The sequence below is a fragment of the Mesorhizobium sp. G2-6-1 genome (assembly GCF_055809095.1).
Genome location: NZ_CM147896.1, coordinates 2,599,036 through 2,619,983 on the forward strand (window position 1 = coordinate 2,599,036; position 20,948 = coordinate 2,619,983).

General features: G+C 55.7%; 22 protein-coding genes and 2 pseudogenes. 12 read left to right on the plus strand and 12 right to left on the minus strand.

What is annotated here, in order from left to right; translation table 11 throughout:
- Positions 1-85: 85 nt before the first annotated feature.
- The 3 genes from AC0L7S_RS12530 to AC0L7S_RS12540 form a co-directional block, all read right to left on the minus strand.
- Positions 86-565: a hypothetical protein gene (locus AC0L7S_RS12530; protein ID WP_473471328.1), complete on the minus strand. Its 480-nt coding sequence runs from the start codon at positions 563-565 to the stop codon at positions 86-88.
- 195 nt (positions 566-760) lie between these two features.
- On the minus strand, positions 761-991 hold the full coding sequence (locus AC0L7S_RS12535; RefSeq protein ID WP_473471329.1) for a hypothetical protein: 231 nt from the start codon (positions 989-991) through the stop codon (positions 761-763).
- A 565-nt stretch (positions 992-1,556) separates the two neighbouring features.
- Positions 1,557-1,790, minus strand: coding sequence for a hypothetical protein (locus tag AC0L7S_RS12540; protein WP_473471331.1), 234 nt, complete (start codon positions 1,788-1,790; stop codon positions 1,557-1,559).
- Positions 1,791-2,290: 500 nt separating this feature from the next.
- Between AC0L7S_RS12540 and petA the strand changes: the two genes are divergently transcribed.
- From petA to AC0L7S_RS12560, 4 genes are all read left to right on the plus strand, one after another.
- The gene (gene petA / locus AC0L7S_RS12545; protein WP_473471333.1) at positions 2,291-2,851 is read left to right on the plus strand and encodes a ubiquinol-cytochrome c reductase iron-sulfur subunit; all 561 of its coding nucleotides are present in this window, start codon (positions 2,291-2,293) and stop codon (positions 2,849-2,851) included.
- A gap of 17 nt (positions 2,852-2,868) precedes the next feature.
- A complete protein-coding gene (locus tag AC0L7S_RS12550) occupies positions 2,869-4,173 on the plus strand; it encodes a cytochrome b (RefSeq protein WP_473471335.1) in 1,305 nt (434 codons plus the stop codon).
- Positions 4,174-4,202: 29 nt separating this feature from the next.
- Positions 4,203-5,060 (plus strand): cytochrome c1, encoded by an 858-nt coding sequence (locus tag AC0L7S_RS12555; protein WP_473471337.1) that lies wholly within the window; start codon positions 4,203-4,205, stop codon positions 5,058-5,060.
- A gap of 96 nt (positions 5,061-5,156) precedes the next feature.
- Complete coding sequence (locus AC0L7S_RS12560; protein WP_473471339.1) at positions 5,157-5,702, plus strand: adenine phosphoribosyltransferase; 546 nt, start codon at positions 5,157-5,159, stop codon at positions 5,700-5,702.
- Between the two features lie 92 nt (positions 5,703-5,794).
- Here AC0L7S_RS12560 and AC0L7S_RS12565 read toward each other — a convergent pair.
- From AC0L7S_RS12565 to AC0L7S_RS12585, 5 genes and pseudogenes are all read right to left on the minus strand, one after another.
- Positions 5,795-6,266 (minus strand): annotated as a pseudogene (locus AC0L7S_RS12565) (MaoC family dehydratase).
- Positions 6,263-6,733 carry a MaoC family dehydratase gene (locus tag AC0L7S_RS12570; RefSeq protein ID WP_473471341.1) on the minus strand — a complete coding sequence of 157 codons (471 nt, stop codon included), beginning with the start codon at positions 6,731-6,733 and terminating at the stop codon, positions 6,263-6,265. The pseudogene AC0L7S_RS12565 and the gene AC0L7S_RS12570 overlap by 4 nt, the downstream one beginning before the upstream one ends.
- Before the next feature lie 237 nt (positions 6,734-6,970).
- Positions 6,971-7,591, minus strand: a complete 621-nt coding sequence (locus AC0L7S_RS12575; RefSeq protein ID WP_473471343.1) for a transglutaminase-like cysteine peptidase — start codon at positions 7,589-7,591, stop codon at positions 6,971-6,973.
- A 221-nt stretch (positions 7,592-7,812) separates the two neighbouring features.
- Positions 7,813-9,090, minus strand: coding sequence for a polyhydroxyalkanoate depolymerase (locus tag AC0L7S_RS12580; RefSeq protein WP_473471345.1), 1,278 nt, complete (start codon positions 9,088-9,090; stop codon positions 7,813-7,815).
- A 181-nt stretch (positions 9,091-9,271) separates the two neighbouring features.
- Positions 9,272-9,625, minus strand: a complete 354-nt coding sequence (locus AC0L7S_RS12585) for a septal ring lytic transglycosylase RlpA family protein (protein ID WP_473471347.1) — start codon at positions 9,623-9,625, stop codon at positions 9,272-9,274.
- A gap of 262 nt (positions 9,626-9,887) precedes the next feature.
- Between AC0L7S_RS12585 and AC0L7S_RS12590 the strand changes: the two genes are divergently transcribed.
- Entirely contained in the window at positions 9,888-10,847 is a 960-nt protein-coding gene (locus AC0L7S_RS12590; RefSeq protein ID WP_473471349.1) for a DUF1402 family protein, read from the plus strand.
- Between the two features lie 148 nt (positions 10,848-10,995).
- Positions 10,996-12,408, plus strand: a complete 1,413-nt coding sequence (locus AC0L7S_RS12595; protein ID WP_473471351.1) for an ATP-binding protein — start codon at positions 10,996-10,998, stop codon at positions 12,406-12,408.
- Positions 12,409-12,498: 90 nt separating this feature from the next.
- Here the strand turns inward: AC0L7S_RS12595 and AC0L7S_RS12600 are convergent, their stop codons facing one another.
- The 3 genes from AC0L7S_RS12600 to AC0L7S_RS12610 form a co-directional block, all read right to left on the minus strand.
- Positions 12,499-12,858, minus strand: a complete 360-nt coding sequence (locus tag AC0L7S_RS12600; RefSeq protein WP_473471353.1) for a tRNA-binding protein — start codon at positions 12,856-12,858, stop codon at positions 12,499-12,501.
- A 12-nt stretch (positions 12,859-12,870) separates the two neighbouring features.
- Positions 12,871-13,371, minus strand: a complete 501-nt coding sequence (locus AC0L7S_RS12605) for a type III secretion system chaperone family protein (RefSeq protein ID WP_473471355.1) — start codon at positions 13,369-13,371, stop codon at positions 12,871-12,873.
- 313 nt (positions 13,372-13,684) lie between these two features.
- Positions 13,685-13,996: an accessory factor UbiK family protein gene (locus tag AC0L7S_RS12610; RefSeq protein ID WP_473471357.1), complete on the minus strand. Its 312-nt coding sequence runs from the start codon at positions 13,994-13,996 to the stop codon at positions 13,685-13,687.
- A gap of 198 nt (positions 13,997-14,194) precedes the next feature.
- On the opposite strand from AC0L7S_RS12610, the gene lgt reads away from it, so the two are divergent.
- The 6 genes and pseudogenes from lgt to AC0L7S_RS12640 all read left to right on the plus strand — a co-directional run bounded on the left by lgt (position 14,195) and on the right by AC0L7S_RS12640 (position 19,992).
- Positions 14,195-15,046, plus strand: coding sequence for a prolipoprotein diacylglyceryl transferase (gene lgt, locus AC0L7S_RS12615; protein WP_473471358.1), 852 nt, complete (start codon positions 14,195-14,197; stop codon positions 15,044-15,046).
- Entirely contained in the window at positions 15,043-16,122 is a 1,080-nt protein-coding gene (locus tag AC0L7S_RS12620; protein ID WP_473471360.1) for a class I SAM-dependent methyltransferase, read from the plus strand. Before lgt ends, AC0L7S_RS12620 begins: the two co-directional genes overlap by 4 nt.
- A 147-nt stretch (positions 16,123-16,269) precedes the next feature.
- Complete coding sequence (gene pgeF, locus AC0L7S_RS12625) at positions 16,270-17,061, plus strand: peptidoglycan editing factor PgeF (RefSeq protein ID WP_473471362.1); 792 nt, start codon at positions 16,270-16,272, stop codon at positions 17,059-17,061.
- A 5-nt stretch (positions 17,062-17,066) separates the two neighbouring features.
- Positions 17,067-18,217, plus strand: a pseudogene (locus tag AC0L7S_RS12630) (M24 family metallopeptidase).
- A gap of 49 nt (positions 18,218-18,266) precedes the next feature.
- Complete coding sequence (locus AC0L7S_RS12635; RefSeq protein WP_473471364.1) at positions 18,267-18,872, plus strand: hypothetical protein; 606 nt, start codon at positions 18,267-18,269, stop codon at positions 18,870-18,872.
- A 184-nt stretch (positions 18,873-19,056) separates the two neighbouring features.
- Positions 19,057-19,992 carry a ribose-phosphate pyrophosphokinase gene (locus AC0L7S_RS12640; protein WP_473471366.1) on the plus strand — a complete coding sequence of 312 codons (936 nt, stop codon included), beginning with the start codon at positions 19,057-19,059 and terminating at the stop codon, positions 19,990-19,992.
- 15 nt (positions 19,993-20,007) lie between these two features.
- Here the strand turns inward: AC0L7S_RS12640 and AC0L7S_RS12645 are convergent, their stop codons facing one another.
- Entirely contained in the window at positions 20,008-20,850 is an 843-nt protein-coding gene (locus AC0L7S_RS12645; RefSeq protein ID WP_473471368.1) for an AraC family transcriptional regulator, read from the minus strand.
- Positions 20,851-20,948: the final 98 nt, after the last annotated feature.

Here is a 20,948-nt window from a genome sequence, read left to right on the forward strand (position 1 = left end):
AAAAGTGGCTACCGGTTTTGGGATAACGACATGCATGAAAAACAAGATGCATGTCGCCCAAAAGTGGCCGCTTGCAACGTTATGATCAGTTGGAAAGTGCTGCCAGTTCTGCCGGCGAAACCATGCTGTCCGGGCATTCGCCAGACCGGATGATTGCCCGTATCAGAACCGGCGGTGCATTGATGCCCATATAGCGCTCAAGCCTGCGAAAATAGTGACGCATCAGCGGTTTGACGATTGGTTGCTGATCATACAGCGCGGAACCTGCCGAATAGCTTGCCGAATCGTTGCCAGCCTTCCACTCGACCGCTGCACGGTGCCAGCCCTGGGGCGATACATTGGCAATTCGCAGGTGGCATTTGTCCCGCTCACCGGAAACCCAAAGTGGGTCGGTATCGGGTTTTGGCATCGTCACGGCAAACTGGTTTTTTGCCAGCATGGCCGCGATGTCTTCATTGCCCGGATATTGCGCGCTGAAATTTGTTGCCGACCCAAGCTGAAGCTTGAGGGTCAAGCTCACGAGCAGGAGAAGCGCGAGCGCCGAACTAAGCAGCAGCCGGGGCATTGGTTTTTATTCCATAGCTGAAAATCAATAATATGGCGGCGATGGTGATCCAGGACGCAATCAATGCGCCGATTGGTCCGTGGATCTGCGTGTAGTACTGCGGCATCAAACCGATCAGGGATATCCGGCATACATTGATAAGAACCGTGGCGGTACAGGCACCGATCGTTGCGCCAATTGCTGCCGGTGACCACTTCACCCCTGAATTTTTATGAACAGGACCGCGCAAAGGATGGCGAGCGAGACATTGGTCAGAGATGAACATGACGGTTCGAGGAATATGACGCCGGACCCATCGGCAAGCGGGATCGTATTGCCGCTGCTTTGGGTGCCGACCACCCACCCGACGAGCTTGGCGTCGACCTCCAGTATCGTCGTACTGGCCGCCGCAAAAAGAATGCGCGCCCATAACATCGGGATGGTCAAGGCAAAGAGAATTGCACCGGCTTTGCGCAGATCATCCGAAGGTTGGGAAGAAAGGCAAAGATAGGCAGCAATGAGACTTACGCCGAGCCAACTCAGAAACGGGGCGGGCGCAAGAAAACACAGAGCCGCAAGAAGCGCGACGGCAGAAATCCATCCGCCCAGCGGGGCGCGGCTCAGCGCGATAGAGGAAAAATGCAGCGCTAAGGCCAGCCGCCCAGATGATGACGCTTACGCCAAAAGTATTAAATAGCGAGAGCAGGAGGCCTTCGCGCTCAAATGCGGTTCCGGCCTTCTCACTGATTCCATTGAGGAAACCGATTCCGGCAAGTCCGCAAAACAGCAAATTCCGCGGGATTGCCGAGGCGGTTCGGCGACTTTCGCGCCGATTGTCATCTATCATGGAATTGATTGCGACCACGTGCCCACGCGCCTCGTAAATTTTACCCCAGCGCTCTTCGTTACAACATGCGCTTGGTGGAAAGCGCCTTCCAGTTGTTTCGACGTGCGGCATTGTCGTAAATTGAGCGGAGCCTTGTGAAAGCTCCGCTTTAAACGCGTATGACCGCTATTTCTTGTCTTTGGTATTGCGTGCCCGGCGTCTCAACCAGACGAAACCGCCGAAAGCAACGGCGGCTGGCAATCCCAGGCCGATAACGGGACCGGGTGCCGAATGTGAGACTGAGCCGCCACCGCCGCCACCACCATTATGTGATGGAAACCAAGATGACAAAGCAAATGCTGGTAAACTGCTGAAAACTGTAAATGCCAGTGCGATCGGCAATGCCCTTGTTGCCCTCATTTCAAAATCTCCTATCCATGCGCGAAGACTGAAAATTAACATGCGAGAGCTGATTCGGACGCTAATCATAGGTGGTAGTTTAATAGATACTATGGCTTAACCGCACCTCATACGTGCGCTGTATATTTTCGCAACCCCTAATATACTCCGGTTTGCTAGGGCTTTTCCCCTCTGGGGATGCGCGTTTCGGTTGCTTACGCAGCCAAGGCGAGATTTGCGCCCTATCGTTGCGCAAGCGCCTTTGATCTCGCTCTGTGGCGAGGTTCGCGCGTATGAGAGGCGAATGGCGCAACGCGCCGGCGAAATCCGCTATTCACAGGAGGCGCGACAATCTGCCGTCCTGCCTGTTGCGGTCTGGACAAGCGAAGGCTTCGCGCATAAACCGAAACCCAAATGCCGGAGGAATTCGCTAGCCCGTTGCCATGCGCTGATGGGCGGCGTTGCGAGTGGGGACAAATACTCGTCCTGCGGCACGGAAGAGGCGAAAGGATCAGGCACCCGTGAGCGCAAACGAAATTGACGATCCCAACCGTCGTGACTTTCTCTATATCGCTACAGGTATGGCAGGCGTTGTCGGCGCCGGAGCTTTTGCCTGGCCTTTCATTGATCAGATGCGGCCGGATGCTTCGACGCTGGCGCTGTCGACGGTTGAAGTCGATGTTGCGTCGCTGACGGCCGGCTCCTCGTTGATCGTCAAGTGGCGTGGCAAACCGGTGGTGGTGCGTAATCGCACGCCGAAAGAAATGAAGAGCGGCGAGGACGTAAAACTCGACGATCTCAAAGATCCGATCGCGCGCAATGCCAATCTGGCAAGCGATGCGCCGGCAACCGACGCCAACCGTACCACGCCGGGCAAGGAAGCCTGGATGGTCATGGTTCAGGTCTGCACCCATCTCGGCTGCATTCCTCTTGGTCAGGAAGGTGAGTATGGCGGCTGGTTCTGTCCATGCCATGGCTCGGTTTACGATACGGCTGGCCGTATCCGTAAGGGGCCTGCACCGGAAAACATGGCTGTGCCGGTATTCAAGTTTATCTCCGACACCAAGATTCTTATCGGCTGAGGCAGAGGGACAATTCGATGAGCGAGGGACACTCGACCTATACGCCGAAAACCGGAATTGGACGCTGGTTCGATGCGCGCATGCCATTGCCGCGGCTGGTTTATGATTCGTTCGTTGCCTATCCGGTGCCACGCAATCTCAATTATGCATGGACGTTCGGCGGTATCTTGTCGATCATGCTGGTGGCGCAGATTCTGACGGGCATCGTTCTGGCGATGCATTATACGTCAGACACCAATCTCGCCTTCAATTCGGTCGAGAAGATCATGCGCGATGTCAATCACGGTTGGCTGCTTCGCTATCTGCACTCCAACGGCGCGTCATTCTTCTTCGTTGCCGTCTATATCCATATTTTCCGTGGTCTTTATTACGGTTCCTACAAAGCGCCGCGTGAACTGCTGTGGATTTTGGGTTGCATCATCTACCTGTTGATGATGGCGACCGGCTTCATGGGCTATGTGCTGCCTTGGGGACAGATGAGTTTCTGGGGCGCGACGGTCATCACCGGCTTCTTTACGGCGATCCCGCTGGTCGGCGACTGGATTCAGCAGCTTCTGCTCGGCGGGTTTGCGGTCGACAATCCAACGCTCAACCGTTTCTTTGCATTGCACTATTTGCTGCCCTTCATGATCGCGGGTGTTGTTGTGCTGCATGTGTGGGCGCTGCATGTGACCGGCCAGAACAATCCGACTGGTATTGAAGTCAAGTCCAAGACCGACACATTGGCATTCACGCCCTACGCAACCGTCAAGGATGCATTCGGCATGGCTGTGTTCCTGTTGGTGTTCGCCTATTTTGTCTTCTATCTGCCAAATTATCTGGGTCATCCCGATAATTACACGATTGCCAATCCGCTGAAGACGCCTGCTCACATCGTGCCTGAATGGTACTTCCTGCCATTCTACGCGATCTTGCGCGCCATCACCTTCAACATCGGACCGATCAACTCCAAGCTTGGTGGCGTTCTGGCTATGTTCGGCGCAATCGCCGTGCTGTTTGTGGTGCCCTGGCTCGACACTTCAAAGGTGCGTTCAGCCGTTTACCGGCCCTGGTTCAAATTGTTCTTCTGGGTGTTCCTGGCTGACGCCATATTGCTTGGCTGGCTTGGTTCGCGGCCCGCTGAAGGCTCCTATGTGCTGATGGCTCAATTGGCGACACTGGTCTACTTCGCCTTCTTCCTGATCGTCATGCCTGTCTTGGGTCTGATAGAGACGCCCAGGCGTTTGCCGAACTCGATCACAGAAGCGGTCCTGGAAAAGAACAAGGGTTCAGGCGGCGGTCATCCTGCGGGTGCTACGGCGTCCGCGGAAACCCGAGGCTGAGTGATAGAGAATCTTAGAGGAATTTTGGCATGAAGAAGATTCTCACCTCTCTGGCGGCACTGACAATGATATGTGCTGGCACAGCGGCAATCGCTCAGGAAGAGGGGCATAGCGAGGCAGCGCCTACGCATTTCCCGATCCATGAACCCAAGCAATCGAACTGGAGCTTTGCCGGTCCTTTCGGAACTTATGACAAAGCGCAATTGCAGCGCGGCTTCAAGGTTTACAAGGAAGTTTGCTCGGCGTGCCACTCCATGCATCTGGTGGCGTTCAGGTCGCTGGAAGACCTTGGCTATTCCGAGGCACAGGTCAAGGCGCTGTCGGCGGAGTATACCATCAACGATGGCCCCAATGATGATGGGGATATGTTCGACCGCCCCGGTAAGCCGTCGGACTATTTTCCATCGCCATTTCCAAATGAACAGGCTGCGGCTGCGGCCAATGGCGGCGCTGCGCCGCCAGATATGTCGCTGCTTGCCAAGGCGCGCGGTGTGGAACGTGGCTTCCCGACCTTCATCTTTGACATCTTCACGCAATATGCTGAAGGCGGGCCAGACTATATCCACTCGTTGCTCACCGGCTTTGACGAGCAACCGCCTGCCGGTATGCAGATCCCCGAGGGTACGCACTACAATCCTTATTTCGCTTCAGGCGTATCATTGAAGATGGCAAAACCGTTGTCGGACGATCAGGTGACGTATGACGATGGGTCACCGCAGACCGTCGAGCAGTATTCTGAGGACGTTTCAGCCTTCCTTATGTGGGCAGCAGAACCGCACCTCGAAGAGCGCAAGAAGACGGGCTTTCGCGTTGTGATATTCCTGCTGCTGTTCAGTGCACTATTGTACATGACCAAGCGCAAGGTGTGGGGCGACATTCCACACTAAATGCAAAATGCAGTATGAAATCGAAGGGGCGCCCATCGGCGCTCTTTTCTTTTTCGTTGCGAGCAGTCAAAACTGCTGTGCAACTGGAAGCGATTTATGAAGCCCTCTCTCGAAGAAACACTGCTTGGTGCGATCCGCACCATCCCCGACTATCCGAAGCCGGGAATATTGTTTCGAGACATCACGACGTTGCTTGGTAATGCGCGGGCATTTCGCCGTGCCATCGACGAACTCGTCCACCCGTTTGCCGGAGAAAAAGTCGACAAGGTTGCCGGTATTGAAGCGCGTGGTTTCATACTCGGCGGCGCAGTTGCCCATCAGCTTTCGGCCGGGTTCGTTCCGATCCGCAAGAAGGGCAAGCTGCCGCATGAGACAGTTCGCGTGGCCTACAGCCTCGAATACGGGCTGGATGAAATGGAGATGCACAAGGATGGCGTGGCTGGTGGCGAGAAGGTGATCCTCATCGATGATCTGATTGCCACGGGTGGGACGGCGGAGGCCGCGGTGAAACTGCTCCGGCAGATCGGAGCTGACATTGTGGCGGCATGTTTTGTCATCGATTTGCCGGATCTGGGCGGGCGGAAAAAGCTGGAAGCGCTGGGCGTTCCCGTCAGAACGCTGATCGGCTTCGCCGGTCACTAAAACCGCTGCACATTTCGTGCGACAGCATTAGATGCGAAGCTTCGACAGCTAAAGAACCGGTGGTAAACGTGAGTGCTGGTTGCGCGATGTGCTCAGTTGGTGTCGATGAGGACTGCGTTTTCGAATTCGATCACCTTGTCACCTGTCGAGATCGAATGCCTCGGCGCGAATGGACAGCATTCGCCAGCCCGGACGTGATGCGATTGCCCTGTGGGAGAGCCCTGTGCGCGTGAATGTAATGGTCTCACCAGCATAAACAGGCTTTAGCCATTTCAGATTCTTGAAGCCGGGGGAGGGACCAAACTGTGGCATCGGTCCGGGTCCAGGCCACGCACGCTCTCCTTGCCTCTTGATCGAGGCGAGATTGTATTTCATCCAGGTTGCGGCGGTATGCCAACCCGATGCGCATAGACCGCCAAGCACGCTGTGTTTTGCCGCCTCTTCATCGAGATGAAATATTTGAGGGTCGTATTTGGCGGCAAACGCCTTGATTTCGTCTGCCGTGAATTTATGGGAACCCAATGTGACGGTGGTGCCGATGCCGAAGAACTCGTCCAGGGTCATGATGCACCGAGTGCGGCTGCACGGGTCAGAAACATACCGGTATTTTCAAGTTCAAATACACATTCGCCATTCTGGTTGAACAATTCCGTTCGCATGGTCACTAAGCCAAGGCGAGGGTTCGATTTTGAAGGGCGTTTGGCGAGGATCGTGGTGCTGCCGGTCAGTCGGTCGCCTGCCAGGACAGGCTTTTTCCATTTGACGTGATTTATCCCCGGTGATCCCTGTGATGTCGAGTCGAGCAGGAAGGCGTCGCACAGCATGCGCATGAACATCGCGCAGACGTGCCAGCCTGATGCCGCCAACCCACCCAATATGCTGGCCCTGCCGGCATCTTCATCCAGATGCATCGGTTGAGCATCGAATTCGGACGCGAACTCTATGATCTCTTCGGATGTGACCATTTTCGGTCCAAGCTCCAGCGAGCTGCCCTCAACGAAATTCTCGTAGGCCCATGTGCTGGTGGTCATGCGGATGCCTTGTTCAAATCTGATATATACGATGTTGTCATATCTCGAACACAGCAAGTTTTGTTGGTGTAACGCGTCGATTTGACCGGCCCAGGACACGCAATGCCACTCCAACCGCCGTTTGGAGGTCTGAAAGTGTGCTGGCATTCATGTCACCGGGGAAGGATTGGCCAGCTTTGACGCCACGCATGCGAATGCGTGGGCCACTCATATCAATGTAGATTTGACATTAAGAACCTACTGTACCGAGCCGACCAGAAGTTGCTGATCGCCGCGGATCGAGACCCACCGGCCAGTGTTGTTCGTCGCCTGCCGCTTGAGGAAGCGATAGCCTGTTTGCTGCCAGGCGCGAACCTTGTCAGTCAGATTGTCGAGGATGAAATCACCATTGCTGGTGCGTACCGTCAGTACGGCATGGCCTTCGCCATCGGGCTTGCGGACGACCGTAATCAGGAGATTTGCCAGTGACACACCCTGCCGGTGCAATATGCGCCGCTTTTCCAGCACATAATCCTCGCAATCACCGACGCCGCGGTCCGGATAAGCCCAAACCTCATCCTTGCCATAAATATCGATGTCATTCATAGGCACGACCGCGTGATTGACCTTTGCGGTGACGCTGGTCAATTTCCGACGCAGGGCCTTGGTCCATCTGGCTGGCGTGAGATTGCGCGAGCGGATGGAACATTCGGCCCGGTTTGCCTTGCAGAAATTATAATGCCCGATTGGTTGGGAGGTAATACCGCCGGTCACCATGCCACTGGCCGCCAAAACAGGACCGCTCCAAGCCATTGCCGGTGCCGCGACAATGAATGCAAAGCACAAACGTATCGGGATCGTCCTCAGTGAGGAAGTCATGGTGCCGCTCGCCCCTTTTTATTAACGAAATGTTAATGGGGATTTACAGGGCGTGTCAATTGATCGCGGCAAGCCATTTGGGGCATGGTTACCATCACAGGCAAAATCGCGGCGATTGTGCAACAGTCTTGATGAGCGCCAGATGTAATTACGCCGTTCAGGTGCAACCAGAGTAATTCATTGAAAGCGGCATTTTTTGCAGCAACACCGAGGGCATCGTCTCAGGCCCGTTTTGCGCCCACAGCACGAGATTTCGCTGTAAAGCGGCCTTCATGGCTATTGCGCGACATGAAATCAACTATGCGCGGCACGATCTCACTGCGGAAACGTGAGCCGTTGAAAACCCCGTAATGGCCAACCGTCGGTTGCATGTAATGCGCCTTCATATCGGCTGGTATGTTTATGCACAGGTCATGTGCGGCGCGTGTCTGCCCGATACCTGAAATATCGTCATTCTCGCCTTCAACTGTAAACAGCGCGACATTGCGAATCGCAGAAGGCTCAATCGGCGTGCCGCGATGCGTCATCTCGCCTTTTGGCAAGGCATGGCGAATGAAGACCGTATCCACGGTCTGTAGATAAAATTCTGCTGTCAGGTCCATGACTGCCATATACTCGTCATAGAACTCACGGTGCTTTTCGGCACTGTCGCCATCATCCTTGACCAGATGCATGAAGAAATCTTTGTGGGCGGTGATGTGGCGGTCGAGGTTCATGCTCATGAAGCCCGAAAGCTGTAAGAACCCCGGATAGACCGGGCGGCCAAAGCCCATCGTTGGCCAAGGTGCTGGCATGATGACGTGGTCGCGAAACCAGCCAAGGCCCTTTTGCTTGGCAAGCGCATTGACCGCTGTAGGATGGCTGCGCGTGTCGATGGGTCCTCCCATCAGTGTCATTGTCGCAGGGGCGCAGGGGTCTTTGCGGGCCTCCATGAGCGCGACGGCTGCCAGAACCGGCACCGATGGCTGACATACAGCCATGACGTGCGTGTCGGGGCCCAATTCATGCAACATATCAATAATGTAGTCGATATAATCGTCGAGATCGAAACGCCCTTCGGTGAGAGATACAGTGCGTGCATCAACCCAATCGGTGATGTGAACGTCGGCATGGGGCAGCATCGCTTCGACCGTGCCGCGCAACAAAGTTGCATAATGGCCAGACATCGGGGCGACGACCAGCAGCTTGGGATCTCCGGTGCGGCTTGGCGGAACTTTCCGCTGAAAATTCACAAGATTGCAAAATGGCCGTGACCATATGATTTTTTCACTCACCGGCACTTTCTTCAGAATCCACGACGGTCGCATCGATGCCAAAGCGCGGCTTGCCATAGTGGCGGGTGGTGCGTTCGAATAATTCGGCGCTGGCGGCCACAGATCGGCCCCAATATGTGTTTGAAAGAGGTTGAGCGGGTTGGTGTAAAGCATATGCACCGCATCGGCATATGCCCGCGCAGGCTGCATGGCCGCGTGGCCCATTTCATATATCTGATAGAGCATGCACGTTCCCCGCTGCGGCTTTCGACCGATAAAAGGTTCCGACGAAGCAGTGCCGAGCCTTCAATATCCCGTGGCGAGGTTAACAACAAATTGCTGCGACGCAATACAAACGTTTCAAGTCGTACCCAGCATTGCTACGTAAACCACTGGAAAACCGCTACACAATTTTTCTGGTATCACTCTAGATGCGGTCCAGGCAGATTGAGGTATGGCCCGCTTTTACGAAGCCAAGTTTGCGTGCGGCTCCTTTTGAAAGGTCAAGCACACGCCCCTTGATGAACGGGCCGCGATCATTGATGCGCACCGTGACGCTTTTGCCATTTCGACGATTTGTTACCTTGACCCGCGTGCCGAAGGGCAGGCTGCGATGAGCCGCGGTCATGGCCGCAGGGTTCATCCGCTCGCCCGAAGCCGTGCGCGAGTGCAAGGCGTACCATGAAGCACGTCCGCATTGTGCGGATGCCGGCAGGGTTCCTGCCATCAGACCGGTTGTGACAATAGCCGCGACCAGCGCAGTCTTGTTGTTCTTGTTCATTTGCTCGAGATCGCTCCAATAACAGAAGTGTGTCGGCTAGAGAGCAAATAAGGCGATGTCCGGGCTTTTTGGCCGATGCGCCACACGTTTGGAGTCGCAGGGAAACAGTGCGTCAGAATCGTCAATGAATATCGCGCAGAAATGCAAATGTGTGGCAATATGGAAGCACCCCTTCAACATTCGCGGGGTGCGGTCATGGCCCTCTCGACTTGAGTCCAGCCTTTACCTATTTTGCGCGGCATTTGTTCTTGAGCGGCGGCGCATGAAAATCTTGAAATTTGTTCTTGTGTGGATGGTGCTGGCAATTGCCACCGTGCCTGCTGGCGCGGCAACACTTGTGCCTGCTGGAAACCGCAATATCGAACAACCCCCCATACCGGGTGCGTCCAGCCGGCGTACGCAGGCGACAAACACCACGTTTCAGGCCAAATACCGCAAGGTTTATGCGCTCTTGCGAAATGACGCAGACCTTCGCGACAAGATCGTGCGCACTGCCACTCTATACAAGATCGACCCGATACATATCGTCGGGGCCATTGTTGGCGAGCACACTTATAATGTCGACGCCTATGACCGACTTCAAACCTATTATGTGAAGGCAATCTCCTACTTCTCCAGCAAGCTCAAATTCGCCTATGACGGCGAGGACATTTCAGATTTCATTCGGCGGCCCGAATTCGACGCATGCGCGGCAAAAAAGGATAGCTACAGCCTGTGGGAATGTCGTGAGAATGTCTGGAATCAGTCATTTCGCGGCAAGACAGTTGGTGGAATCAGTTTTCCCGACAATCGTTTTGGCGCGACGTTTTTCCAACCTTACTATGCAGGCCAGACATTCGGACTTGGCCAGCTCAACCCATTGACGGCCCTTCAGGTCAGCGATCTTGTCAGCAAGGTTTCCGGATTGGCCCGGCTCGACGTTGGCGATCCGAACGAGGTTTACAAGACGATCATGGACCCGGATCTGACGCTTGCCTATGTGGCAGCCGCAATCCGGATATCCATCGATGTCTACAAGAACGTCGCCGGATTCGACATTTCGCAAAACCCCGGAATTACCGCAACACTCTATAATGTCGGCAATCCTGATGCGCGCGCTTTGGCCCTGAAGCTAGAGAACGAGCGACGCAGCAAGGCTGGCGAGCCGGAAAAGCTGCCGGAAGAGAATTATTATGGCTGGTTGGTGAATGACAAGCTGCCGGAACTGAATGCACTTTTTTAGCGCCTGGAACCGATGCCTTTTCGCTCTATGGCGTTCGGGCATTGGCTCGACTGGCCAGATGCTGTTCCAGAAATACCCAGCGTGGAATAGAGTGGTCTCGACGACAGCTTGAAAGCGCGTCAGCTTACAACCGCAGACCGGTAAACGAATGGCGACGACAGATTTGCAAGGCCCGCAACCAGATGGCTTTGGCGCACGCATAATGCGGGCGGCAAGTGCGACGCGCCGCGCCTGGAGGCGGTTCTGGCGGCTCATCTCGCTGTATATGCCCAAGCGCCTTTATGCGCGCTCGCTGATTATCATCATCGCGCCGATGATCCTTTTGCAGTCGGTTATCGCCTTTGTTTTCATGGAGCGCCATTGGCAAACGGTGACGCAACGGCTGTCGCAAGCCGTCACCCGTGACATAGCCGCCGTTATCGACCTGATCGAAACTTATCCGCACGATGGCGACTATGCCAACATCATTCGCATTGCGCAGGATCGTATGCAGCTCAAGGTCGACCTTTTGCCGCCCGACCCGTTGCCGCCGCCAGGCCCGAAGCCGTTTTTCTCGATTCTCGACGAGGCCCTGTCTTCCGAAATTACGCGCCAGATCAACCGGCCATTCTGGATCGACACGGTCGGAAATTCGAACATCGTCGAGGTGCGGGTACAACTGGAGACCAAGGTTTTGCGTGTCTTTGTCCGCCGCAGCCAGGCATATGCGTCCAATACCCACATCTTCCTGATCTGGATGGTTGGAACATCGCTGGTTCTGCTGACGATCGCGATCCCCTTCCTGCGCAACCAGATCCGCCCGATCCTGGCGCTTGCGGAAGCCGCCGAAAGTTTCGGCAAGGGACAACCGCCGCCGCGCGATTTCCGCCCGCGCGGAGCCGAGGAAGTGCGCCGGGCAGGCTTTGCCTTCATCCAGATGCGTGAGCGGATAGAGCGCCAGATCGAACAGAGAACGGCAATGCTGACTGGCGTCAGCCACGATCTGAGGACGATTCTCACCCGCTTCAAGCTGCAACTGGCGCTTACGCGCACCAAGGCCGACACCGAAGCCCTTGGTCACGATATAGATGACATGCAGTCGATGCTGGAAGGTTATCTGGCGTTCGCACGGGGTGAAGCTGCGGAGGATGCCGGCCGCTTTGATCTGGCGGCTTATTTCCAGAAACTTGGAGAGGAGGCGCGCTTGCGCAAGCGCAACCTGACGGTGGCCATGACCGGCGAGACGGACATTCAGGTTCGCCCGAACGCATTCATGCGACTGATGTCCAATGTCGTGGGCAATGCATTTCGCTATTCGAAGAACATCGAGATCACCGCGGTTCACGGTCGTGGTTCATTGACGATCACCATAGATGACGATGGTCCCGGTATCGCCCTCGAACAGCGCGAAGATGTGTTCAAGCCTTTCGTCAGACTGGATCAGGCACGCAATCTCGATGACAGCGGAACGGGACTTGGCCTTCCAATTTCGCGTGATATCGCTCGCAGCCATGGCGGTGATATTGTCCTTGAAGATAGTCCGTTGGGCGGGCTGCGTGCCATCGTCAAGGTGCCCGCCTGACCGCAAACGGGAGACGAACGAACCGCTCTATCACTTTGATTGAGCCGCGGATTTATCCATTAACCGGTGCCTGGTTTTCCTAGAGTCGCACTAAAACAGCCTGCCGCCATCCGGCACTTTGCGCTCGATGGCACCCAGCACCACAGCACCCTCATCATCTGGAAAACCGAGGGTCAACACTTCCGACATGAATGGTCCGATTTGTCGCGGTGGAAAGTTGACGACGGCGAACACCTGCCGACCGATTAGTGTGTCGGGCGTATAATATTTGGTGATTTGCGCCGACGATTTCTTGACGCCGATGACGGGGCCGAAATCGATCTTCAGCTTGAACGCCGGTTTGCGCGCCTGTGGAAATGGCTCGGCTTCAATGATGGTGCCTGCGCGAATGTCGACCTTGTCAAAGTCTGCAAAGTCGATTTCGGGCTTGCGGTCGTCACTTGTACTCATCGCGGTGTCGGCTCAGGCGTTGCCATAGGTTTCAAACAACACGCCGGCGAGTGCATCCTTGGCCGAGGTTCCCGACCAGACGACGAACTGGAATGCCTGGAAATAGCACTCGCAAGCCTCCAGGGCAGACGACAATAGCACCTCGACCTGCTGGCTGGATGGCTCGACACCACCGGCAAGCAGCAGCGATTGCCGGAACATGATCGCGCCCTCCTGTTCCCACAGATCGAAATGCCCGAACAACATCTGTTCGTTGATCAATGACAACAGCCGCATCACTTCAAGCGTGCGGCTCTCGGGAACCTTGATGTCGAAGGCACATGCAAGATGGAGCGCTTCAAAATCCTCCATCCATGAAAAGGAGACGTGATAATCGGTCCAATTGCCTGCAACCGAGATCGCAATCTCGTCGTCGCCAGCGCGCTCAAAAGCCCAGTCGTTATTGTGCGCAACCTGTTCGATGACATCCACCGGATGGATTTCACGCGAGATATCAAGTTCGAGAAGTTCCATAAAATGCTTCCTGTCGTTTGGCAGCGCCGCCACACACTTGGTGGAGAGGCACGCACAACGAACGATCTTGTGTAGAACGCAGACGGTCTGGACTGCTTGACTCGACAACCCATGACTGGACCCCACCGCCCGGCGCATGTTCCGTTTCCGAATCATGCAACAAATTCAGTGTATTGATCGGGAGTCGCGTGACCAGTCAAATTTTGCATAAGGCGACATTCGCATGTGGAAAGCCGCTGCTACGAAGATTCATGCAATGCTGATAAAGGATTCACGGCAAAGCACTTTTCCGGTTCGCGCTTTGTGGAAAAGTTTAACGATTATTTTTTGCGCGCGGTGCCGCGGAAGTGCCGGATTTGCCAGTTGCGCCTGAAACCTCGGCCAATTTCGTTTCCAGAGTGTCAATACGGGCAGAAAGCCTGGAATTTTCTTCACGTGCTTTCACCGCCATATCGCGTACGGCCTCGAACTCTTCACGCTGCACGACTTCCATGGAATTGAGAACGCGCTCGGCCTGTCCGCGAAACGCGGTCTCGACTTCGCGTTTCACGCCTTGAGCAGCACCGGCGGCGTCTGTCGCCAGTTTTGCGAGTTCATCCAGAATACGATTGGGGCCGGTCGACATGACAACACCTCATTTGGTCGATTTGACGTAGTCACCATCCGCGTGGAATGCAAGTACGTCCTAGGCTTTCTCCTCGTATCCGAACAAATTTGCTCATACGAGTCCAACCAGATTAATGGGGCCTGGCCCTGGTCTTGACCGTATCAAAAGCGTGCCCCATGTTCCGCGCCGAATGCGCCCTTTATCGAGGTTTGTCTGTTGAGTGCCTATCCGCTTTTGCCACTTGCTGCGCTGTCCTTTCCAAATATCGATCCGGTCATCGTCCATATTGGGCCGTTGGCGATCCACTGGTATGGCCTGGCCTATATTGGCGGCATCCTGTTTGCGTGGTGGTACGCGAAACGGCTTGTAACCAATACCCGCCTATGGCCGAACGGCACCCTGCCGATGAAACCGGAAGACCTCGACGATTTCATCGTCTGGGCAGCAGTTGGTGTCGTGCTTGGGGGCCGCATCGGCTATGTCCTGTTTTACGACCTGCCGCGCTACATTGCCAATCCGTTTGACATTCTGGCGGTCTGGCAAGGCGGCATGTCGTTTCATGGCGGCATTCTTGGCACCTTGCTGGCGATGACGCTTTTTGCCCGTTCGCGCAAAATCAATCCTTGGACGCTGTTCGATGTCGTCGCCGCTGGCGTTCCTGTCGGTCTGGCGCTTGGACGATTGGCAAATTTCATCAATTCGGAGCTATGGGGACGGGTCACTGATGTTGATTGGGCCGTTGTGTTTCCCAATGGCGGTCCTCTTGCCCGCCATCCGAGCCAGCTTTACGAGGCGCTGCTTGAAGGTCTCCTGCTGCTGGGCGTGCTGCGCATACTGACCCATTCGCGGCTCAAGTTGAAAGCGCCGCGTTTTGTCAGTGGTGCTTTCATTGCTGGCTATGGCCTGTCGCGCATCTTCGTCGAATTTTTCCGTGAGCCCGACCAGCAATTGGGCTATTTGGCAGGCAATTGGCTGACCATGGGCATGGTGCTGTCGGCACCGATGGTCCTCATTGGTATTTGGGCAATGGTGAGCGCAAAAACAGTGACGCATCAACACCCTGCATGACCAATCTCAAGAAGAGAATCGTTGAACTGATTGTGGCGAATGGGCCGATACCCGTCAACGAATATATGGCGCTGTGCCTGTTTGATCCGCGTGACGGCTATTACACGAACCGCGAACCGTTCGGGGTTGCGGGCGACTTTGTCACGGCGCCAGAGATAAGCCAGATATTCGGCGAGTTGATCGGCGTCTGGCTGTTTCAGGCGTGGGTAGCACTTGGCCGGCCAAAGTCCGTGACCATTGCCGAAATCGGACCGGGTCGCGGCACGCTGATGAAGGATATGATGCGCACCTTCAAACAACTCGACCCCGCATTTGCCGCTGCCGCATCCTTTGCCATGATTGAAACGAGCCCACGGCTCACCGAAATCCAGAAGCAGACGCTGGCCGATACTTATGCGCCAATCAAATGGCACGAAACAATCGAGACGGTTGCGCAAAATCCGATGCTGATCGTTGGCAACGAGCTGTTTGATGCCATCCCCATCCGACAGTTCGTCTGCACCGCAGCCGGGTGGCGCGAGCGAATGGTCGGGCTGGATGGCGACGAACTCAGCTTCTTTGCCGGTGCCGCGTCGCTCTCACCGTTACTGCTTCCAGATAATGCGAAAACAGCACCAGAAGGCACGATTTTTGAAATTTCACCGGCGAGAAGCGCCTTGATGGAGACAATTGCCGAACGAATCACGGAAAATGGCGGGGCGGGGCTTTTTCTCGACTATGGCCATCTCCACCCCGGCTTTGGGGACACATTTCAGGCGCTTTACAAGCATGACCACGAGGACGTTCTTGCCCAACCCGGAAAAGCCGATCTGACCGCCCATGTCGACTTTTCGTCTCTTGCCGATGTCGTGCGCTCCCACGATCTGGTCGCACATCTGGCCAGTCAGGGCGAATTCCTGCTTGAATTGGGGCTGCTAGAGCGCGCAGGAATTCTCGGAGCCAATGCCGATGGTGCCAGACGTGAGCAGATATCGCTTGATGTCGAACGCCTCGCGGGAACCACGCAAATGGGGGAGCTTTTCAAGGTTCTTGCCGTGCTTGCGCCGGCTGTCAGCGTTCCGCCGTTTTTTCGGTGAATTGACTCTTTGGCCAAGCCTGGCCACTGTCGCGCCGGTTGACATGGATCAACCGGCAACATCTCTTTGCCAGTGAGACTTTGCCAACGAGACTTGGCCAACGAGACTTGGCTTGACGAAACGGATTGCGCAGACAACAAGGCAGTAATGTTGAATCAGTTCAAGCTGGATCCGATCCGCTCGCCCTTGCTTGAAAAAGCAAAAGCGCACGGCATTCGCCACGGATATTTTACCCGTGCAGGCGGGGTGTCCAGTGGGATATATGAAGGTTTGAACACCGGCTCAGGTTCGTCGGACGATCAGACGCTGGTGCGGGAAAACCGTCGCCGGGTTGCCCAATGGATGGGCGTTTCGGCAAATCATCTTCTCACCGTGCACCAGATACATTCGCCCGATGTCATCGTCGCGCGCGAACCATTTTCTGATGAACGCCCCAAGGCCGATGCCATTGTCACGGATCAGCCTGGAATCGCGGTTTGCGCCTTGACCGCTGATTGCGGCCCGGTTTTGTTTGCCGACCCGGATGCCCGCGTTATCGGCGCGGCTCACGCTGGTTGGAAAGGCGCATTCACGGGCGTTCTGGAGAACACGATTGCCGCCATGGAGGGTCTGGGCGCGAAAAGAGAGAACATCACTGCTGTTCTTGGCCCCTCCATAGGACCACAAAACTATGAAGTCGGCCCGGAATTCGTCTCGCGTTTCGTCGAGCAGGATCAGGCCAACGGCAGCTATTTCGTGCCATCAGGCAAGCCCGGTCACGTGCTGTTTGATCTTAACCGCTACACCGTCGACCGGTTGAACAGGGCAGGCGTTATCGCAGCCGGGCTTGACCGCTGCACTTATGCCGAGGAAAACCTGTTTTATTCGTACCGCCGCGCAACACATCGCGGCGAAGGAGATTATGGCCGACAGATTTCGTCAATCGCTTTGGAGAATTGAGAGATATGGCGCTACACTTCGAACGTTCGGAATTTGATGCGCGACGTGATCGACTGATGATCGATCTGGCCGAGAAGAAGCTGGACGCCATTCTCCTGTTTGCGCAGGAAAGCATGTACTGGCTGACCGGTTACGACACGTTCGGCTTCTGCTTCTTCCAATGCCTGGTGGTCAAGGCCGACGGATCGATGACCTTGCTGACCCGCTCGGCCGATCTGCGTCAGGCGCAGCAGACCTCGATCATCGAGGATATCGTTTTGTGGACCGACCGCGAGGGTGCCAATCCGGCAATCGATCTGCGCAATCTGCTCAACAATCTCGATCTGCTGGGCGCGCGCATCGGTGTTGAATATGATACGCACGGCCTTACTGCCCTCAATGGCCGCCGTGTCGATGAACAATTGCAGACCTTCGGGCAGATTACAGATGCCTCAGGCATCGTCTCGCGCCTGCGCCTGTTCAAGAGTCCTGCTGAAATCACCAAGGCCGAAAAGGCCGCTGCCCTTGCCGACGCCGCACTTGATGCTGCTCTTCCCTGATCAAGCAAGGTGGTGATGAAGCAGCCATACTTGCCGCCATGCAAGGCGCTGTCTTTGCCGGTGGTGGTGACTACCCGGCCAATGAATTCGTCATCGGCTCAGGTCAGGATGCGCTGCTTTGCAGATACAAGGCCGGGCGGCGAAAGCTCAACAAGAACGATCAGCTGACGCTGGAGTGGGCAGGCGTATTCCATCATTATCACACGCCGATGATGCGCACCATTTTGACCGGCAAGGTGTCGAAGCGCCATCAGGAGTTGTTCGACGCCGCGCATGCAGCACTTCTTGCGGTTGAAAAGGCGATGACGCCGGATAATACATTTGGCGACGTTTTCGATGCTCATGCGCGCACCATGGAGGCACATGGGTTGACCAAGCATCGGCTGAATGCGTGCGGCTATTCGGTTGGAGCGCGCTTCACGCCTTCCTGGATGGACATGCCAATGTTCTATCAGGGCAACCCGGAGCCGATTGCGCCGAATATGACGTTGTTTGCACACATGATTATCATGGATTCCGAAACGGAAACGGCCATGACGCTTGGCCGCACCTATCTGACGACGGAATCGCAGCCCAAGCCCCTGTCACGCCATGATCTCGACTTGATCGTGCAATGAAACATTGACAGCCGCATTACCGGGGCTTGTTGGGGAGTATTGGGCACAGATGACACGCTTGCACATGGCAGCCATATCGCTGTTGGTTGTGTTGACACTGTCGGCTTGCAACAGTTCAACCGGTGCCCTTGATCCGTCCGCGCTTGCGAGCCAATCGAAGCAACCGACTGTTGCCTCGCAAGGTGACAAGGCGTCCGACATACCGGAAAGCTTTGCTCCAGCGGTTGCGCCAACGCAAAACCCGGCCAGCGCAGCCTCGCCACCCGTCCAGCAGACTGCGAGCCTTGGCAAGACGCGTTTGCAGGTCGCGCCAATCGTTGGTGCGTCGGTCGAAGCGGCGACGCCGCTTAGCGTGGAGCTTCAAACGCGGGCCCGCCAGCGCGGCATCACGCTTGCCGGCAGCGCCGGTCAATCGCCAACCCATGTCCTGAAAGGCTATTTCTCGGTCATTTCCGAAGGCAAGGACACGACGGTCATCTATGTCTGGGATGTTTACGACCCGGCGGGAAACCGCCTTCACCGTATCAATGGGCAGCAAAAGGCGCCGTCTTCGGGTGTTGAAGGATGGCCCGGCGTGCCAGCGAGCACAATGCAAGCAATTGCCGACAATACCATCGACGAATTCGCGACATGGCTTTCAGGCAGCGCTGGCTAGAGCCGGATGAGGAAAAGTGGGTTCCGGTTTTTTGCCCGCATTCCACGCTCAACCATCTTGATCTAACGCCGCAAATGGCGACTTCCGAGCTGTTTTTGGGAATAGCCGAAGATTTTGAAGCAGAGCGCTTGCAATACAGACCAAGGCTACTAAAACCCGAGGAAATTCTCTTCAGGAACAATACATGAAACTCTTCGCGGGCAATTCCAACAGAGTGCTGGCCGAAGCTGTTGCCCGCTATCTCAACATCCCGCTCGGCAAGGCCAGCGTCAGGCGTTTCGCCGATCAGGAGATTTTCGTCGAAATTCAAGAAAATGTGCGCGGAGAAGACGTTTTCGTCCTGCAATCAACGTCCTATCCGACCAATGACAACCTGATGGAAATGCTCATCATGATCGACGCCTTCATGCGCTCATCGGCACGACGCATCACGGCGGTTATTCCCTATTTCGGCTATGCGCGACAGGATCGGCGCGCCTCGGGCCGAACACCGATCTCGGCCAAGCTGGTTGCCAATATGATCACCCGAGCAGGCGTAAGCCGCGTTCTGACGCTTGACCTTCATGCCGGCCAGATTCAGGGTTTCTTCGATATTCCCACCGACAATCTGTTTTCAGTGCCGGTCATGGCGCGTGATGTGAAGGCCAAATACAAGCAGCTTGCCAATGTCATGGTGGTTTCGCCCGATGTTGGCGGCGTGGTGCGTGCACGCGCGCTTGCCAAGCGAATTGATGCTCAGCTTGCCATTGTCGATAAACGTCGTGAAAGACCCGGCGAATCCGAAGTGATGAACGTTATCGGTGATGTCAGCGGCAAGGATTGCCTGCTGATCGACGACATCGTTGATTCTGGCGGTACGCTTTGCAACGCTGGCGATGCACTTCTGGCGAAAGGCGCCACCAGCGTCACCGCCTATATCACCCACGGCGTGCTGTCGGGCGGCGCAGTGGCGCGCATTGCCGGATCGCATTTGCAAGAACTGGTCATTACCGATTCCATCCAGCCGACGCAGGCGGTTCTGGACGCGCCCAATGTACGCGTCGTATCCATTGCCGATCTGCTCGGTGAAGCGATTTCGCGTACTGCCAGTGAGGAATCCGTTTCGAGCCTGTTCGACTGACGCTTGAACTGCTTATCAGCGCACCCGTTCTACATCGCGTGAACCATAAAGATACCTGCGGGGCGACATGCCAAGCATGCGCTTGAACATCGTCGTGAAAGCCGGAACGCTGTCATAGCCAAGATCGAGCGCAACACGGGTAACCGTTTCACCGTCAGTCAGGCGCGGCAAGGCTGCAAATAGCAGCGCCTGCTGGCGCCATGTCGACAATGACAGTCCAGTCTGGCGGTGGAAAACGCGCGTAAACGAGCGGCGACTCATGCCTGCAATTGCCGCCCATTCGTCGATCGTGGCGCGCGGCGATGGCTCGGCCACGAAACGGCGGCATAGCGCTGCAATGCGGGCATCTGCCGGAAAGGGAAGGCCGAGGGATTTTTCGGGCAAGTTCGGAATTTCAAGGAGCAGAAGGCTGAGAACAAGATCGGAGCGCTCTGCAAGTTGGGGTATTTGCGGCAGTTTCACTGCTTCAATGATCAGGCTTCGCATCAGATCACTGACGCCGACAACCCGCAGCCGAACCGGCAGTCCTTCGATTGCATCGGGGACCACATAGACGGAACGCATGCTCACATCGCCAAGCATTTCCACCGCATGGTCAATGCCTGCGGGAATCCACATGGCATGATCGGGTGGCACCATCCAGCGCCCATAACGTGTCTTGACCAGAACGACGCCGGTCAAGGCATGCAACAACTGGCTGCGGCTATGATTGTGGTCGGGAACATGATAGCCGTCAGGATATTCCGACGGCAGGGCGATGATCGCCCCTCTCGTCTGTTCCAGCCAGTCCAGCCGCGCGCGATGCAGATCAAAAAGATCGGCAACGGGTGCCTGTAGATATGAGACATTTATTGGCATTGAGTGGCCCACTTGCGAAACAATTGGACCAAACCACGAAAGAAGCCGCACCGCAATTCGATTATAAACTCACTTGAGGCTCGACCAAGCCAGACAAT